General features: G+C 44.0%; 16 protein-coding genes. 8 read left to right on the forward strand and 8 right to left on the reverse strand.

Translation table 11 applies throughout. The features are described 5' to 3' along the window. Positions 1-36: 36 nt before the first annotated feature. Positions 37-309, reverse strand: a complete 273-nt coding sequence (locus C8D97_RS15480; protein ID WP_109764708.1) for a DUF2799 domain-containing protein — start codon at positions 307-309, stop codon at positions 37-39. Positions 310-653: 344 nt separating this feature from the next. Between C8D97_RS15480 and C8D97_RS15485 the strand changes: the two genes are divergently transcribed. The 3 genes from C8D97_RS15485 to C8D97_RS15495 are packed head-to-tail and all read left to right on the forward strand — an operon-like array spanning position 654 to position 4,372. Then, entirely contained in the window at positions 654-3,011 is a 2,358-nt protein-coding gene (locus C8D97_RS15485) for an efflux RND transporter permease subunit (RefSeq protein WP_109764709.1), read from the forward strand. Further along, positions 2,962-3,744: an outer membrane lipoprotein-sorting protein gene (locus C8D97_RS15490; RefSeq protein WP_109764710.1), complete on the forward strand. Its 783-nt coding sequence runs from the start codon at positions 2,962-2,964 to the stop codon at positions 3,742-3,744. Before C8D97_RS15485 ends, C8D97_RS15490 begins: the two co-directional genes overlap by 50 nt. Positions 3,745-3,766: 22 nt before the next feature. Further along, positions 3,767-4,372 (forward strand): TetR/AcrR family transcriptional regulator, encoded by a 606-nt coding sequence (locus C8D97_RS15495; protein ID WP_109764711.1) that lies wholly within the window; start codon positions 3,767-3,769, stop codon positions 4,370-4,372. Between the two features lie 151 nt (positions 4,373-4,523). Here the strand turns inward: C8D97_RS15495 and C8D97_RS18055 are convergent, their stop codons facing one another. From C8D97_RS18055 to C8D97_RS15505, 3 genes are all read right to left on the reverse strand, one after another. Next, on the reverse strand, positions 4,524-4,706 hold the full coding sequence (locus tag C8D97_RS18055) for a hypothetical protein (RefSeq protein ID WP_146196166.1): 183 nt from the start codon (positions 4,704-4,706) through the stop codon (positions 4,524-4,526). A 285-nt stretch (positions 4,707-4,991) separates the two neighbouring features. After that, entirely contained in the window at positions 4,992-5,186 is a 195-nt protein-coding gene (locus tag C8D97_RS15500) for a DUF6316 family protein (protein WP_109764712.1), read from the reverse strand. Between the two features lie 215 nt (positions 5,187-5,401). Beyond that, complete coding sequence (locus tag C8D97_RS15505; protein ID WP_109764713.1) at positions 5,402-5,800, reverse strand: hemerythrin domain-containing protein; 399 nt, start codon at positions 5,798-5,800, stop codon at positions 5,402-5,404. Between the two features lie 205 nt (positions 5,801-6,005). On the opposite strand from C8D97_RS15505, the gene C8D97_RS15510 reads away from it, so the two are divergent. Further along, positions 6,006-6,425, forward strand: a complete 420-nt coding sequence (locus tag C8D97_RS15510; RefSeq protein WP_109764714.1) for a DUF1801 domain-containing protein — start codon at positions 6,006-6,008, stop codon at positions 6,423-6,425. Here the strand turns inward: C8D97_RS15510 and C8D97_RS15515 are convergent. Continuing rightward, positions 6,422-8,230 carry an amidohydrolase gene (locus C8D97_RS15515; protein ID WP_109764715.1) on the reverse strand — a complete coding sequence of 603 codons (1,809 nt, stop codon included), beginning with the start codon at positions 8,228-8,230 and terminating at the stop codon, positions 6,422-6,424. The two genes, C8D97_RS15510 and C8D97_RS15515, sit on opposite strands and share 4 nt — an antisense overlap. A gap of 204 nt (positions 8,231-8,434) precedes the next feature. Here C8D97_RS15515 and C8D97_RS15520 point away from each other — a divergent pair, with 204 nt between their 5' ends. Beyond that, positions 8,435-8,692: a DUF3820 family protein gene (locus tag C8D97_RS15520; protein ID WP_109764716.1), complete on the forward strand. Its 258-nt coding sequence runs from the start codon at positions 8,435-8,437 to the stop codon at positions 8,690-8,692. Beyond that, positions 8,689-9,153 (forward strand): YaiI/YqxD family protein, encoded by a 465-nt coding sequence (locus C8D97_RS15525; RefSeq protein WP_245411472.1) that lies wholly within the window; start codon positions 8,689-8,691, stop codon positions 9,151-9,153. Before C8D97_RS15520 ends, C8D97_RS15525 begins: the two co-directional genes overlap by 4 nt. 144 nt (positions 9,154-9,297) lie before the next feature. Here C8D97_RS15525 and C8D97_RS15530 read toward each other — a convergent pair whose 3' ends face one another. From C8D97_RS15530 to C8D97_RS15540, 3 genes are all read right to left on the reverse strand, one after another. Continuing rightward, positions 9,298-10,041, reverse strand: coding sequence for a zinc-dependent metalloprotease family protein (locus C8D97_RS15530; protein WP_109764717.1), 744 nt, complete (start codon positions 10,039-10,041; stop codon positions 9,298-9,300). A gap of 35 nt (positions 10,042-10,076) precedes the next feature. Next, positions 10,077-10,838, reverse strand: coding sequence for a hypothetical protein (locus C8D97_RS15535; RefSeq protein ID WP_109764718.1), 762 nt, complete (start codon positions 10,836-10,838; stop codon positions 10,077-10,079). 401 nt (positions 10,839-11,239) lie between these two features. Beyond that, a complete protein-coding gene (locus C8D97_RS15540; RefSeq protein WP_109764719.1) occupies positions 11,240-12,814 on the reverse strand; it encodes an FGGY-family carbohydrate kinase in 1,575 nt (524 codons plus the stop codon). Between the two features lie 234 nt (positions 12,815-13,048). On the opposite strand from C8D97_RS15540, the gene C8D97_RS15545 reads away from it, so the two are divergent. Next, positions 13,049-13,492, forward strand: a complete 444-nt coding sequence (locus C8D97_RS15545) for a hypothetical protein (protein ID WP_109764720.1) — start codon at positions 13,049-13,051, stop codon at positions 13,490-13,492. A 580-nt stretch (positions 13,493-14,072) separates the two neighbouring features. Next, a complete protein-coding gene (gene hsdR / locus C8D97_RS15550) occupies positions 14,073-16,517 on the forward strand; it encodes an EcoAI/FtnUII family type I restriction enzme subunit R (protein WP_109764721.1) in 2,445 nt (814 codons plus the stop codon). Positions 16,518-16,549: the final 32 nt, after the last annotated feature.

Consider the following 16,549-nt stretch of genomic DNA (forward strand, 5'->3'; position numbering starts at 1 on the left):
GTGCCGCAATCACACCAGTCCAAAGTATTATATTACTCAGTCGCTTTTATGCTGGACGATTTGGGGGCAGGCCGTTACACGGCAATTGGTTTGCTTGCCAGCGCTAAAACCTTGCTGATACTCGCTGGGTTTAAATCCATCGGGCGTACCGTACACCATGTGATAATTATCGCGCCAATTCTCAGTAAAGCCGGATTGGGCTTCCTTAAACCCCAGGTTATACCAATTGGTTGGTTTAAAAGTTTGTTGTTGCCAACCACCACACGCGGTTAACAGGCTAACAATAAACAGTACAACAATGGATTTCATAGATAAGCTCTTCTGGTCAATTTTAGTGGTAGCGGGCAAATCACTAGTCAGCCAATTGCTAACATCCCAATAACTAACAACGCCCTGATTTAAACAGTATAGATAGTAAATGATAACTGTGTCACATTTTTATACAGGAATGTCAGTTGCTTTTCATTGGCCACTGCTGAAAAAAGTGGCAAGTGTGAATATTGACAGACCAACCGGTCTGTTTATATACTTCTGCCCTATATTGGTCTATCTAATAACTGATGTATGACAAGCGTGTGACGGTATAAACAATTCGGCCGTTACCGCTGACACTATTGTTTGACAATCATCACCTGACAAATCGGGAGCTTTGTATGAAAAATAAAAGGGTGGTCGCCTACGCAGAATGGATCATTCGCTGGCGCTGGCTGGTTATATTTTTGTCGCTGGTATCTGTAGCGGCCATGATAACCGGCTTTTCAAAAATGGATTTTAAAAGCGACTACCGCATCTTTTTCTCCAAAGATAATCCGCAGTTACTGGCGTTTGAAGACATGCAGGACACCTACTCCAAGTCGGATAACGTGTTATTTGTGATAACGCCAAAAAACGGTGATGTGTTCACTCCGGATACTCTGGAAACACTGCAATGGCTGACAGAAGAAGCCTGGCAAACCCCGTTATCCACCCGTGTCGACTCCATTACCAACTTTCAGTACACCTACGCCGATGGCGATGAGCTGATTGTTGAAGATCTGGTGCAGCAACCCTCTTCCTTGTCGAAGCAGGATCTGCAGCGCATCGGTGATATTGCTATATCGGAGCCACTACTGGTTAACCGGCTGATCGCCGAAGACAAAGGCACCACAGCGGTGAATGTAACCGTTGAAGTACCCGATGATCCGCAAACTGCAGAAGAAAAACAGGCGGTGATGGTAATTGCCAATTTTGCCCGTGAGCTGGCGCAAAAGGTCGAACAAAGAAACCCAAATCTTGAGGTCAGGCTGACCGGCATGGTAATGATGAATGTGTCATTTCCGGAAGCCACCATAAAAGATTTAAGCACGCTTTTACCGATAATGGCGTTTATTGTGGTGCCCGTATTTATGTGGTTTATGGTGCGCTCCACCAGCGGTGTGATCACCTCGGTCTTGTTGAATCTATTTTCTATTTTAGGTGCCTGGGGTTTGTTCTTTTATCTGGGAGGTTATCTGTCTGGTCCTGCCATGAGCACGCCGATAGTGATATTGACCATGGGAGTCGCAGATGCGGTGCATATATTGGTAACCTTTCTACAGCAAATGCGGCGTGGCGATTCAAAACAGCAGGCCATGGTGGAGTCGTTACGGCTTAATATGCAGCCAATATTTTTAACCAGTATCACCACTATTATTGGCTTTTTAAGTATGAATGCATCCGATGTGCCGCCACTGCATGACTTTGGCAATATTGTGGCAATCGGTGTTGGCCTGGCGTTTATTTATTCGGTTACCTTTTTGCCGGCACTGCTTATGGTAATGCCGGTAAAAGTACGCAGTAAAGAGCCCAAGGCCTACCACTGGATGGATAATCTTGGTGACTGGGTTATTGCAAAGCGAAAAGTATTGTTACCCAGCTTTGCTTTATTGAGTGTCGGTGTTATAGCGTTTATTCCCAACAATGAGCTGAACGATGAGTTTGTGAAATATTTCAGTAAAGAAGTGCCGTTCCGGGCAGATACTGACTACACCAGCGAACACTTAACCGGCATCTATAATGTGTTTGTATCGGTTAAAACCGGTAAAGCCAATGGCATTAGTGAGCCCGAATATTTAAAAGCAGTGGATGACTTTTCCCAGGTTGCAGAAACCTGGTCGGAAGTGCGCCATGTAGAAACCATCACCGACATTATGAAGCGGCTGAATAAAAACATGCACGCCGATGATCCAGAATGGTACCGACTGCCTGAGCGCAAAGATTTAGCGGCACAATATTTATTGCTTTACGAAATGTCACTGCCTCAGGGGCTTGATCTCACCAATCAGATCAACCTTGATAAATCGTCCGTTCGTGTCGGGCTGACACTGTATAACCTGTCATCAAATGAATTACTGGTGCTGGAAGATCGTATCTACGACTGGTTTAACAACAATGCCCCTCAGTATGAGCTGGATGTGGCCAGTTCCAACATGATGTTTGCGCACATAGGCGAGCGAAACATTAAAAGCTCTTTATCAGGCACTTTGATTGCACTGGTGTTAATTTCGTTGATACTGATGTTTGCGTTACGCTCCTTTAAACTGGGCATGTTAAGTCTTATTCCCAACTTATTACCGGCGGCTCTTGCGTTTGGTCTTTGGGGAATGCTGGTAAGTAACGTAGGTATGGGGTTATCGGTTGTAGTTGGCATGACTCTGGGTATTGTTGTTGACGATACCGTCCACTTTTTAAGTAAGTACCTGCGTGCCCGCCGCGAGAAAAACTTAAGCCCGCAGGACGCGGTTCGTTATGCGTTTCAAACCGTTGGCATGGCATTAACGGTGACCACCATTGTTCTGGTGGCCGGTTTTTACATTATGACGTTATCAACCTTCACCATGAACAGTGAAATGGGCATGATGACGGCCATGACCATTGCCATCGCACTAATTGTCGATTTCTTATTACTCCCTCCACTTTTAATTAAACTTGAGGAAAAACAACATGAAAAAGCTACTACTGACTCTGAGCTTGCTGAGTCTACTGCCTCTTAATAGCCTGGCAGAAACGGCTGAAGAAAAAGGTTTGGCGATTGCCAAAGAAGCCGAACAACGCAATACCGGCTGGAATAACTCAAAAGCAAAAATGGTGATGAAACTGATCAGTAAGTCGGGCGATACCAGCTCGCGCCAAATTCGTGTTCAGTCACTGGAAGTTGAAAACGACGGCGATAAGAGCCTGACTATTTTTGATGAACCAAAAGACGTGGAAGGCACCGCTTTTCTTTCGTTTTCTCACGCGCAACGACCTGATGAGCAATGGCTTTACTTGCCGGCACTGAAACGTGTGAAACGTATTTCTTCGAGCAATAAGTCGGGCCCTTTTATGGGCAGCGAGTTTTCATTTGAAGATTTATCGTCGTTTGAGCTGGAAAAGTACGACTACAAATACCTGCACGACGATGAAGTTGATGGAAAGCCCGTGTACGTGGTGGAAAGCTATCCAACCTATGAGCACTCAGGCTACACCCGGCTGGTAAATTATATTGATCAAAAAGAATATCGCATTTTGAAAACAGAGTATTATGATAGAAAAAATGCGTTATTGAAGACATTGGTCAACAGTGAGTACAAGCTTTATCTGGATGACTATTGGCGAGCGCATAAAATGGAAATGCAAAATCATCAAAAAGGCAAGGCAACCATACTCACCTGGAGTGATTATGAGTTCCAGACCGGTGTTGATGAGCGAGATTTCAGTAAAAATGCGTTAAAGCGGATCCGCTAAACGCAGTTGTTAGAGGTTTATTATGGTGGTACTTCGAAATCCAGATGAAACGCGGCGACGAATACTCGAAGCCGCGCTGGAGGAAATTCATTTAAGGGGCTTTCAGGGCATGCGTGTGGAGCATATTTTGACACGCACCAAACTGACAAAAGGCGCCCTGTACCACCATTTTGCTAATAAAATGGCCATTGGCTATGCGATTGTGGATGAAATACTGGGTCAGGATGTGATGAATCGTTGGGTGATGCCACTCAAAGATTCCGATGATCCGGTAAAAACCATCATCGATATTTGTGAGCAGGAACGCGCCGGCAATACCGCCTCCGAGATTGAAAAAGGCTGCCCAATCAATAATTTATCTCAAGAAATGTCACCCATTGATGAAGGCTTTCGAGAGCGGCTTGAGGCCGTGTATCAGGAGTGGACCGGCGCAATTGCTGATGCTTTAAGACGTGGGCAGGAAAAAGGCACCATACGAAAAGAGGTTAGTCCGGAAAAAGTAGCCAAGTTTTTATTGGCGTCGCTGCAAGGTATTATTGGCGTGGCCAAATGTTGTCGCCATGACAATATGCTGGATGATATGGCAGATTGCCTGAAAGACTACCTGATGCAGCTGAGGGTTTCATAAAGTGTATAAGGTATAACTCGATGTGGCAGCAATATGAAAAGAATACAATTTAAGTGGGCAGTCGATATTTTAAAACCATGAATTCAAAAACAGATTAACATCGAGCTTTATTTCATCTCATCTGTTTCGCCCTTTTGGGCGACCTTCTTTTTCAGGCCAAAAAGAAGGCAAAAGGCCCTGCGTTCCAACAATTAAGCCCTACGGGTTCCTCAAAATCACTCATACCTGTCAACACACCGTTATTGACAGCCTTCCATGGCTGACAATAACTTCCACTGGCGTCCATGCCAGTGGCTGTGTGCGGTATGACTGATTTTGAGCTTAATTGAGTCACTCTAAAACCTGAAAAACAACTATGTCAAAGCTATACTGTCTGTTTGCCTAGAGCTCTTTTGATTGTCACAGTAAGATCATGTCTAAAACATCAGGGCAAAAAAATGCCCCGACCAGCGGGGCAAATATCTCACTTTTTCAACCAAAGAGTACGTTTTTAACAAAAAACATCAAAAAACAACCAAAGTTAACTAGACCTTACACAATTTAAACAACCGGGAAATCATTTAAACTTATACATTCAGACGACCCATATTCAGAATAGTTCAACATTTTTCAAAAACTTTTAGTGATTGGCAGCGCGTCGGAAGTTTGAGCGCATGGAGCGCACGTAATTCACCATCTCCAGCTCAGCGCTGGACTGATCCGGAAACGGCCCCATATTGATACCTTCTCGGGTATCGAAGAACCATCCGCTGCCTTTTTTAAAAATACGATCACGTTTGATAGTTTGAGAAGCTGACGATGTATAAACGTCCATATCATTTATCCTGTTTTCAACTCGGCAATTTATCAAGGGTTGTCAGTATAGGTCATCTCTTTTAGGGATTATGTAGGTTTAGCTGATAATTTAATGTGAGAGATCCGCTATATTTAAACGTCTATACAAGCGTTATTGTCATTGCTTGTATAGACGACTGTTGTATAGCGATGTATGGAAAAAGGTTATGACAGTTGATTGGTTTGCGTTGTCAGTTATGCGATTTCATCGTATTTGGCGTAAATAATTCGTTCTTCTTTTTGAATGCGCTGAGACAAAGTCGCAACCAGGCTACCAAAATCTTTTGCGAATTCTATTCCGGAGCCCCCGCCATCGTATTTATCAAAAAACTTCAAGGCAGCGCTAGATATGTTATTCATGTCTTTGGCAAACAGATCGAGTGTACGTTTTAGATCAGGATTTTTCTGTGCTTCCTGATTAAGTTTAGGATAAAGCTGCTCGTCTTCCTTTTTCAGGTGGGCCAATAAACTTTTTTTCGCCAGAGCCAGTTTTTTCTGCCCTTCTGCACTGGTGACACCAAGTGTTTTGATTTTTGTCAGGTTTTCAACAATGGCCTGATGTTCTTTTTTTAATTCATCAACTAACCGAGACATCTGTTACTGCTCCTTAATTATTAACTTTGTAGTGGAACGTCCTGTTTATTAAATTTATCCCTACTACCAAAAAATAGCAGAGTATCCAGAAGCGTGTAAAATAAATAACTATACAACGCTAATCGAGATTGCTTGCTGATAATTTACCTTCAGTGTAGAGTTTTATTGGCTTGCGGTGGTTTTTAATATTATCAAGGAGCAACCTGTGACTGACTTAAAAACTCAAAAAAACAAAGCCAGTGTGGAAAGCTTTTTAAATGCTGTGGAGCCGGAACAACGTAAGCAAGATGCGTTTGCGGTGCTTGAACTGATGAAAAAAGTCACCGGGGAAGATCCCGCTATGTGGGGCAGTTCCATTATCGGCTTTGGCAGTTATCATTATGTGTACGCAAGTGGCCGGGAAGGCGACTGGATGCGCATTGGATTTTCACCGCGTAAAACGGCGCTAACGCTATACATTATGTCAGGGTTTGCCAAATACGATGAATTAATGGACAAACTTGGCAAGTACAAAACCGGTAAATCATGTCTGTATATCAAAAAACTTGAGGATGTGGACATTAAAGTACTGACCCAGTTAATGAAAGAATCGCTTAAATATATGAAGAAAACCTATCCTGATTAATATTTCGAATAAACCTCGATACCGTCAACAAACGTTTTTAACACTTCAACATTCTTTATGGTTTTTGGATCAATAGCGTTCAGGTTATCACTTAACACAACAAAGTCTGCCAGTTTTCCGGTTTCTATGGAGCCTTTATCCTGCTCAGAAAACGATGCGTAGGCAGCATGAATTGTATGGGCGTTGATGGCTTCAGCGACACTGATTTTTTCTTTTGCCACCCAGCCGTCAGGGTTTTTACCATCCAGCGTTCGTCGGGTAACGGCGGCGTAAATGGTCATTAAGGGTTTTGGTGGCGCGACAAACCAGTCGCTACCGAATGCAATGGTGGTATCCTGTTTTAATAAACTGTTAAAGGCGTAAGTGGTATTGATGCGGTTGCCAATTAACTTTTCTGCCCAGCGACCATCGTCTATGGCATGGTAAGGCTGCATGGATGCAATGACGTTTAATTCGGCAAAGCGCTTAAAATCTTTTTCCGCAATATGCTGCGCATGTTCGATGCGAAAGCGGCGATCTTTTTCGCCATTTGTTTTAATGACTTTTTCGTAAACATTGAGCAGTGTGTGTATGGCTTTATCGCCAATGGCGTGAATGCTCAAATTTAAATTATTCTTATCAGCACCTTGAACCTGTTGTAACAGTTTTTCAGGCTCAATAACCAGAAAGCCTTTATCGTCAGGTTGATCATTATAAGGCTGAAAAAATGCCGCCGTATGTGAACCCAGTGAGCCATCGACAAAGGCTTTAAGTCCACCAACTTTATGCCATTGATCACCGCGTCCATTTTGCTCAATGTATTGTTTTAATGCCTGCCATTGATTTAATGGCACATGACTATAAACTCTTACACTGAGTTGTTGATTGTTGTGCAACTGTTTTACGGTATTCAGCGAAGTAAAGTCGGCCATATCAACCACCGAGGTGACGCCTTGCTGATTGACGTATGTCATAGCATCCAGAAGCGCTTGTTGATTTTGTTGCGCGGAAGCTTCTGGAATAGCATTGGCTATATAAGCCATGGCATTGTCTTTAAAAATGCCGGTTATACGACCTGTTTTATCGCGAACTATATCGCCACCTTTTACGTCTTTTACCTCGTTGTTGATACCAGCAAGTTCCAATGCCTTGGAATTAGCTAATGCCATATGCCCATCAAGCCGGGTAACCCAGACCGGATGATCCGGTACGGCTTTATCGAGCCAGTCACGATGCGGCAGGTTGCCGCCCCAGTTTTCATGATCCCAGTCGCCACCAATGATCCATTGCCCCGGTTTCAGTTGCTTACTTTTGGCGGTAATGCGTTGTATAAATTCTCGCTTTGTTTTTGCATCGCGCAATTTAACTTGTGATAAACGGTAGCCGCCAATTAAAAAATGCACATGAGAGTCTATAAAACCGGGCACCACAAACCGGCCTTTTAAATCCACCGTGTGTTGCACTTTATCCTGATAGCGTTTTGCTAATGATTTGTCTCCAACCGCAACGAAGCGATTGCCTTTTACCACAAATGCTTTATGGGGATTACTGGGTTGCTCGGTATTCCAGATTATGCCATTGGTATAAAGCGTGAGCGCTGGAGATTGTTTGTTGCTAGTGGTTGAGTAGGCAAGTAAAGGCAGGCTGAGTAGCAGGGTAATGGATAAAGGTTTTATAGATAGTGGTTTAATAGACAGATGTTTAATGGTGAAAGGCTTAAAGGAGATTTTGTTATAGCCAGTTCGCTTGCCATTAATTTTTGTCCGATAAAAGAAAGCTTTAAGCTGATAAATCACAAGCGAAGAAAAACTATGTAATGGCGACATATTTAGCTCCTTAAGGATTATTGCGAGTTGCTTAGTTGATGCAACACAGGCATCATCCTGTTGTTATTTCATTAGACCTGCAGCGATAAATCAATTGAAGCTCAACATAGCATGGCTTGTTTTTTTGAGCAAAAAATCATCAGTCAGTTTATAGCGATATAATGGGTTAACGCCAATAATTTCAGCAAGTGGATACAAGCAGAGATGACGTCTCAGGAACAGCAATTAATAGATGCAGTAAATCAGGTAATGCCTTTTGGTAAATACAAAGGACGTAAGTTACTGGAACTGCCAGAGCCTTATTTGGTTTGGTTTCACAAACAAGGGTTTCCTGACTCAAAATTAGGTCAACAATTGGCGTTGCTCTACGAAATAAAATTAAATGGTCTGGAATCGATGCTGCAACCTTTATTGAGCAATAGTAATAATCACTCATCCGTTACAAGAGAACATAACTCGTGACACAAGCTGCCATTATCTGGGTGGATGCTGACGCTTGCCCAAATGTGATCAAAGACATTTTATTTCGTGCTGCGGTTAGAACTAAAACCGAAACCATTTTAATTGCCAATCAACCGATATCGACACCTTCGAGTCCTTTGATCCGCGCGATACAGGTGTCCGCCGGTTTTGATGTGGCCGATAATGAAATTGTCCAGCGTTGCAATAAAGGTGATCTGGTGATCACGCAGGATATTCCTCTGGCGTCGGAAGTAATCGATAAAGGCGCTTTGGCACTTAGCCCTCGGGGAGAACTCTTCACCCGCGAAAATATCAGGGCACGTTTAAACATTCGAGATTTTATGGACACCATGCGCAGCAGTGGTATTCAAACCGGTGGCCCGCCGGCATTAAATCAAAGCGATCGAATGGCGTTTGCCAATCAGCTGGACAAATGGCTGGCGCAGCAACCGAAAAAATAACGGTATTAATTTTTGTTGAAGGAAAGATGTTTCCTCCCGATAAAAAACGCCTCGCAATAAACTTTATGTTTACAGCGAGGCGTCGAACTATTCCCTTAGCTTTAATTGAGTCTCTAAATCTTTCCGTTCATGATTACTTGTGGATTAATAGTAACCAGAAATATCGTCGATAATTGGACGAATTGCATTGTAGGCATTGGACACGCCAGATACGCCACAAGGCTGTGAGTTACAGGCATTCCAGTTAGGATCCGAGAATACATCTAACCGGGAGACATTACCGCGGAAGGCTTGTGGGTAAGCCATGATGGTTGAAAAATTGTAATCAACACCATGTCCCATACCGTATCGGTAAACACCACCGGATGTATCACCCTGGCGACGTGAATGGGCCAGCCCCATATTGTGGCCCAGCTCATGTACAAATGTATTGTTACCACAGTCGACGGCACTGATGCTGTAAGCCCGGCTTTTAGAGGATGAATACATACGGCCATTGCTGCCCTGTCCTATCCATGCGATCCCACATACATAACCGCCCGATACATTTTGGCGTTTACCTAACAGTGCCACCATGTCAGCACGGTATTGGCTACGATAGTTTTTAATGGAAGAACTGTTGGTTAACCAGTTTAAATCGTTACTGCTGGGTACACGATTGGTACTGGTAATACGGCCTTGCGCTACAACACGCAAGTTAATGTTGATGCCATTATTACGATACACACGATTAGCATAAGAAATCAGGTTATTGATTTTTGTGCTCATATTACCCGAGTACTGCTGTGCCGGGCTGGTGTACAACATCATAATATCAATGGTATCGGCTTTGATCGCTGATGTGGCGGCCATCAGTCCCAACGCGAGACTTGTTATTATTGCTTTCATTTGAGTTAGCTCCTCATTTTTTGTTTTAGTATTGCTTAGGGGTTATCGTCGGATGATGACTCGACCACATAGTCGAAATCGACATCAATGTCATCATCGTTAGATTCAGTGGATTCGGTGGGGGTGGCAGGTACAGCCTGATCCGATGCTGCATCGGGTGGAATCAGGCCGTCTTCATGCCCAGACCAGTGACTGGCAACCAGCGCCTGTCGAGAAGTAATCCAGGCGTTATCGCCCTGCGCTTCCAGAATATAAACACCATTGGGCGTGCTGATTTGTGCGTAGCTGCGTTCGCTGCCAACGGTAAACACGGCAGAAAAATATTTATCCATTCCGGGGAAAAAGGCTTCAACGGTTTTATCACCGTTGGGGTGTTCGGTAATGTAATCCACTTCGGCGGCGAGTGATGAGCCCTGTTGCGGGATTTGCACATCAAATCCATCGCCAATCACCATTTGACTAATAGCCGTGGTGTTTAATTTTATATAAGCCTCTTCCGCCAGATCGCCGGGTAATTTTTCCGGGTTGGCCTGAAGAGCATTTCTCGCTTCTTCCGATGTTTGCCAGATAACATTTCCGGTTAAGCGATCCGGTGATTGAGTCTGATCAATATGAGCCGGAATGACCGGATTATGTGCGGACGATTTTGACGCTTCAATTGATTGACCGGAGACCACAGGTTTTGTCGGTTGTTGTACGACAACAGAGGAATGTGTGGCTTGATTATTTTTAGTGATCAACCAGAAGGTGATTCCAACTGCAATCAACAGCAATGGAAGCAATAGTTTTTTAATCATAGGAGGTGACCTGCAATTGTTGTATTTATATTTGTTTTGTTATTGACGGTACTGCGAAATCAGCAATAGAAGTTGTAGATGTATAGTGGTTAATGTTTGCTCAGTGTGGACTCGAAGAAGGGATCTGACCAGTAAATATTACCTGTAATAATTGTGTAATATTGCACAATTATGACGTCAAAAGCTCAATTTATGTGATCTAAGTCATTGTTGTTAAGTGTTTATTGGTAGATGAGACTATTCTGCAGAGCCATGCGGCAAGGAGAGCACTATTGACAGATCTGTCATTTATGTGGCTACTGACTAAGTTTGAATAAAACAATAGTTCTTTAGTTGTATATGGATGTTGCCAGTGTTGTCGATAATGGCTGTGGGTAATGAAGGTGAGTGATGAAGGTAAGTTATTGTCTCGAAAACAGTTCCGATAACTGACGGTAAAGTGGAGACAATCGACGATAAAGTTTTTGATAAACGTTGCGGTGCATTTTTTTGTACAAAGCGACATTTTCGGCAATCGGCAGAATTTCCTGTTTCACATGACACATAACATTAACCGCTGATGGATGATCAGGGTAAATGCCCCGGTTGACGGCCAGATTTATCGCGGCACCCAAGCCTGATGTCTCAAAGGTATGAGGCAACTTAACCGGAAGATTAAAAACATCGGCGGTAATTTGCAGTGCGGTTTGACTTTGTGCGCCGCCTCCGGAAACAAACAATTCCCGAATGGTTTGCCCGCTGCGTTTTTGCATCTTTAATTTTCCCTGATACAAGCCGAAACTAATGCCTTCCAGTAGGGCCCGGTAAATATGGGCGCGGGTATGGCTGTCATTAAAGCCGATAATCGCTCCTCTTGCTTCGGGACCCGGGTAACGCACACCGGGGCTCCAGTAGGGTTGCAGCATTAAACCATCGGCTCCGGGTTTTATTTTGGCGGCCTGTTGATCGAGCAGTTGCTCGGTGGAGTATTCACTGCTTTCAGCTTGCTGTACTTCTTTATGAGCAAATTGTTGTTTAAACCAGCTCACCATCCAGTAACCGCGGTATATTTGATATTCACAGGTGTAATGTCCGGGAAGCGCAGCAGGGTATGGCGGTAAATATCGCAGTGGCTCAATATAGTGTTTCGACAGGGTATTAAAGGTGGCGGTTGTGCCGTAACTAATCTGCCCCTGATGGGATTTTATGGCGCCACAGCCCAGAGTTTCGCAGGCTTTATCGGCTGCCGCTGCGACAATCGTTAACCCTTTGGGCAGTCCTGTTTGCTGGTGTGCCGCTTCAGTGATGTGGCCCAGTGTTTCGGATACCGCTACAAGTTCTGGCAAATGCTCAGGTTTAACCGGACAGGCCTGCCACTTCCAGCTACTCGGTTTTGCCCAGTGATGTGTTTTGTAATCAAAGGGCAAGTAACCGACCTGTGCGCCAACACTGTCTTTAAATTCACCGCTGAGCTGATAATTAAGGTAGCCGGACAACAATAAAAACTTATGGGTTTTGGCCATTACATCTGGCTGATGTTGATTCAACCAGTTGATTTCGGCATCGCGCATAAATTGTTTAACGGTACCGCTAACGCCAGCGAACTTAAATGCAGCCCGCCACCAAAAGGATAAGCGAGGTGTATCCGTTGCTTCACGTTTGTCCATCCAGGTAATGGCCGGACGAATCGGTTCGCCCTGCTGATCCACAGGAATAACTGTTGCCCGCTGTGTGGTTAGCGCGACACCGGCCAGCTGCTCTGGTTGAATCCCCTGCTGCCAGAGTTTTTGGCAAGCCCGGCATAATGAATCCCAAAAATAACGACCATGCTGTTCCACCCAGCCAGACTGATCAGAAAAATAACCTTCTAACGATACCTGCGAGCGAGCCTTAAGTTGACCTTGCCGATCAAACACCAATGCACGAACGCTTTGGGTTCCGCAGTCTATGGCCAGTAAAAGTTCAGGGCTATGATGAGTCGTTCGATCAGATGACATAGGGTTAAATATAAATGAAACGAAAGGGAGTTTTACCGTTATTGGACAATAAAGGCAAAGTAAACATTACCAATGCTTGAGTTTGTTATCCGATAATTAAAACGAGAAAGAAAAATAAAATAGCAATTTGAGAAATGTCGATTATAATTTAATCACCTGCTATGGGTATGACAAAAGCGTCCAGCGTCAAGCAAAGCTAATTTAAATGGAATAATTGATGCTCAAGGAGATCTTATGATTGCTCACGAAGAGCCCTCGCCTCAAACCGCGCCAAATAAACAGCGATTTCACTATGATTGTCAGATTGATCATAAGGCAAAAGTACTGACATTGAATTGCTATGGTGAGCTGGCTTTGGCAGATTGTTTACAGCTGATTTTGGCGATACGTCACATGGATGAAGAGGTACAGCATTATTCACGACTTTATGATCTTACCAAACTGACAACAACGGATCTTTCTGTGTCGGAGTTTGACACCATATTAATGAATGCTAAATCTGCGTTTACCCATAAAATGAATACGATAAAAGTTGCTTTTGTAACCAGTGATACCCTCAACTTTAATATGGCCATGTTATTCAAAACCATGAGTCAAAGATTCCAGTTTCAGGAAGTGGAAGTTTTTACCAGCCGTAAAACGGCATTAATGTGGTTTGAAGATGCTTTGGGAAAATAACGAGCAAGCACTAAAAATAAATGTCTTAAAACGAAAAAGCCCGAGTCAATGCTCGGGCTTTTTGCTGAATTCGAATGGTGGCCCGGGGTGGAGATGAATTGGACGGCACTCCAGCGTCGATACAGGGCCTTTCAATCTTAAATTCTTTCTATATACCTTTTTAACATAGGAGGTTTGAATCGCTGGGGCGACATCATGTTTATCTGGTTGGCTTAGAACAAGCACAATTTTGGCCGGAGCATCGGCCAAAACAGAGCCGAAGTAATCAACTCTGGGGAGCTGATTACTCCTTGCCCAGCTGGTGCTGGTCACTCTGCCCTTCGCGCTTGGGCGCTGCGCAGCGCTCAATATGCCTGAACGGCACTTGATGGCATTTGCAAAACCTCTTATGTGAGATCGGTTGTATAGGGTAAATATATGTCATATTCTTCAATATGTTATAAGCTCTTCTTTTATATTTAGAAAAATTTCAATCTTGTAATTGGTCTATGCTCAAGCTCATGGGAAGAACTAAGGAAGTTATATTCGAGTATATTTTCTGAACCAATTCTAAGAAGAAAGGACGTTTTAACGGTGTACGATGACTCCAATAAATAAAAAAGCACTATCAGAAACCGATATCATCAGTAAATTCATCATGCCAGCAGTAAAAAAGTCTGGCTGGGATGATATGACGCAAATCCGTCAGGAAGTGAGGCTTCGTGATGGTAAGGTCATCGTGCGCGGTATGGCAGCAGCACGCAAGACGGTTAAAAGTGCTGACATTGTTCTTTATCACAAACCTTCGATACCTTTGGCGGTGATTGAAGCCAAGGCCAACAAGCATGAGATTGGCAAGGGTATGCAGCAAGGGCTCGATTATGCCAACTTGCTGGATGTGCCTTTTGTGTTCGCCAGTAACGGTGATGGCTTTATCTTTCATGATAAAACCAATCCAAGCCAGTTAGAATCTGAAATAACACTCGAAGATTTCCCAACACCAGAGCAGCTGTGGGATAAATTTTGCGCTTACAAAGGCTACCAGCCAGCACAGTTACCCATTATCACACAAGACTATTACGATGATGGCTCCGGTAAGTCACCACGTTATTATCAGTTACAAGCCATTAACAAAACGATTGAAGCCGTTTCACGAGGCGAAAACCGTATTTTGCTGGTCATGGCCACAGGCACCGGCAAAACCTACACCGCATTTCAAATTATCTGGCGATTATGGAAAGCCAAAGCTAAAAAACGCATTCTATTTTTGGCCGATAGAAATGTACTTGTCGATCAAACCCGTATTAACGATTTTCAGCCATTCGATCAGGCGATGACAAAAATCACCGGTCGCAAGGTCGATCCGGCCTATGAAGTACATTTGGCGTTGTATCAAGCGTTAACTGGGCCTGAAGAACACCAAAAAGCCTACAAGCAAGTTGATCCCGATTTCTTTGATTTAATTATTATTGACGAGTGCCACCGAGGGAGCGCAGCAGAAGACAGCGCCTGGCGCGAGATTCTGGAATACTTCAGCCCAGCCACCCAAATCGGCCTAACAGCAACCCCAAAAGAAACTGACGAAGTTTCCAACATCGACTACTTTGGTGAGCCGATTTATCAGTATTCGTTAAAAGAAGGCATCGAAGATGGCTTCTTAGCACCCTACAAAGTGGTTCGTGTTGATTTAGACATCGATTTACAAGGTTGGCGACCCACCAAAGGCATGGTGGATAAACAAGGCCACGAAATTAAAGATCGCATCTACAACCAAAAAGACTTTGACCGCACAATGGTTATTGATGAGCGAACCCAACTGGTTGCTGAAACCATTACCAACTACCTAAAGCGCACCGACCCAATGGCGAAAACTATTGTCTTCTGTAACGACATCGACCACGCAGAGCGCATGCGCCGCGCCTTAATTAACTGTAATCCCGAGCAAGCCGCTAAAAACGATAAATACGTGATGAAAATCACTGGCGATGATGAAGTGGGCAAAGCGCAGCTGGATAACTTCATTAACCCGAAAAAGCCTTACCCCGTTATTGCAACAACCTCAGAGCTGATGACCACCGGTGTCGATGCTAAAACCTGCAAGTTAGTCGTGCTGGATCAAAACATTCAGTCCATGACCAAGTTCAAACAAATCATCGGTCGCGGCACCCGTATCGATGATAGGTTCGGTAAGCTGTGGTTTACCATCCTCGACTTTAAAAAGGCCACTGAGTTGTTTGCCGATGAGCGTTTTGACGGCATTCCAGAAAAGGTCATTAACACTAAAACCGCTGATATCAACGACCCAGATTCAGACTTTGATGACATGATGGACGACACCGAAGCCTCTGACGAGCACAAAGCCCAGGAGCCAGATGGCAACTATGATCCTAATGCAAATAAGCCTTTTGATAATCCATCCTCTGCTGAAATCGGTGCAGGAGACTGGGGCGAAGACGAAGACAAGGTTAACAAGTACCACGTCAACGGCGTACCGGTAAAAAAACTCGGTGAGCGTGTTCAGTATTATGATGAAGACGGCAAACTGGTCACCGAGTCCTTCAAAGATTATACCCGCAAAACTTTAAACAAAACCTTTAGCTCGCTCGATGAGTTCGTGCGCCGATGGGATCAAGCTGAGCGCAAACAGGCTATTATCGATGAACTTGCCGCCGAAGGCGTCATTTGGGAAGTGTTAGAGCAAGAAGTCGGGAAAGATTTAGATCCCTTTGATATGATCTGCCACGTTGTATTTGATCAGCCACCATTAACGCGAAAAGAGCGCGCGAATAATGTGAAAAAGCGCAATTACTTCACCAAATATGGCGAGCTAGCACAAACCGTATTGCAAGAACTGCTCAACAAATACAGCGATGAAGGCGTTACCGCCATAGAAAGCAAAGACGCCCTCAAAACCGGCAAAATTGTTGAGCTAGGCAGACCGCTAGAAATCGCCAAAAAAGGATTTGGTGGTAAGAAACAATACGAATCAGCCATTATCGAATTAGAAAAAGCCATCTACGAGATAAAGCCTGACAAATCGGCATAAACTGCCCGTCAGGCTTTAGCACTCATCAAAAC

This window comes from Pleionea mediterranea, from assembly GCF_003148745.1.
Classification (GTDB): Bacteria; Pseudomonadota; Gammaproteobacteria; order Enterobacterales; family Kangiellaceae; genus Pleionea; species Pleionea mediterranea.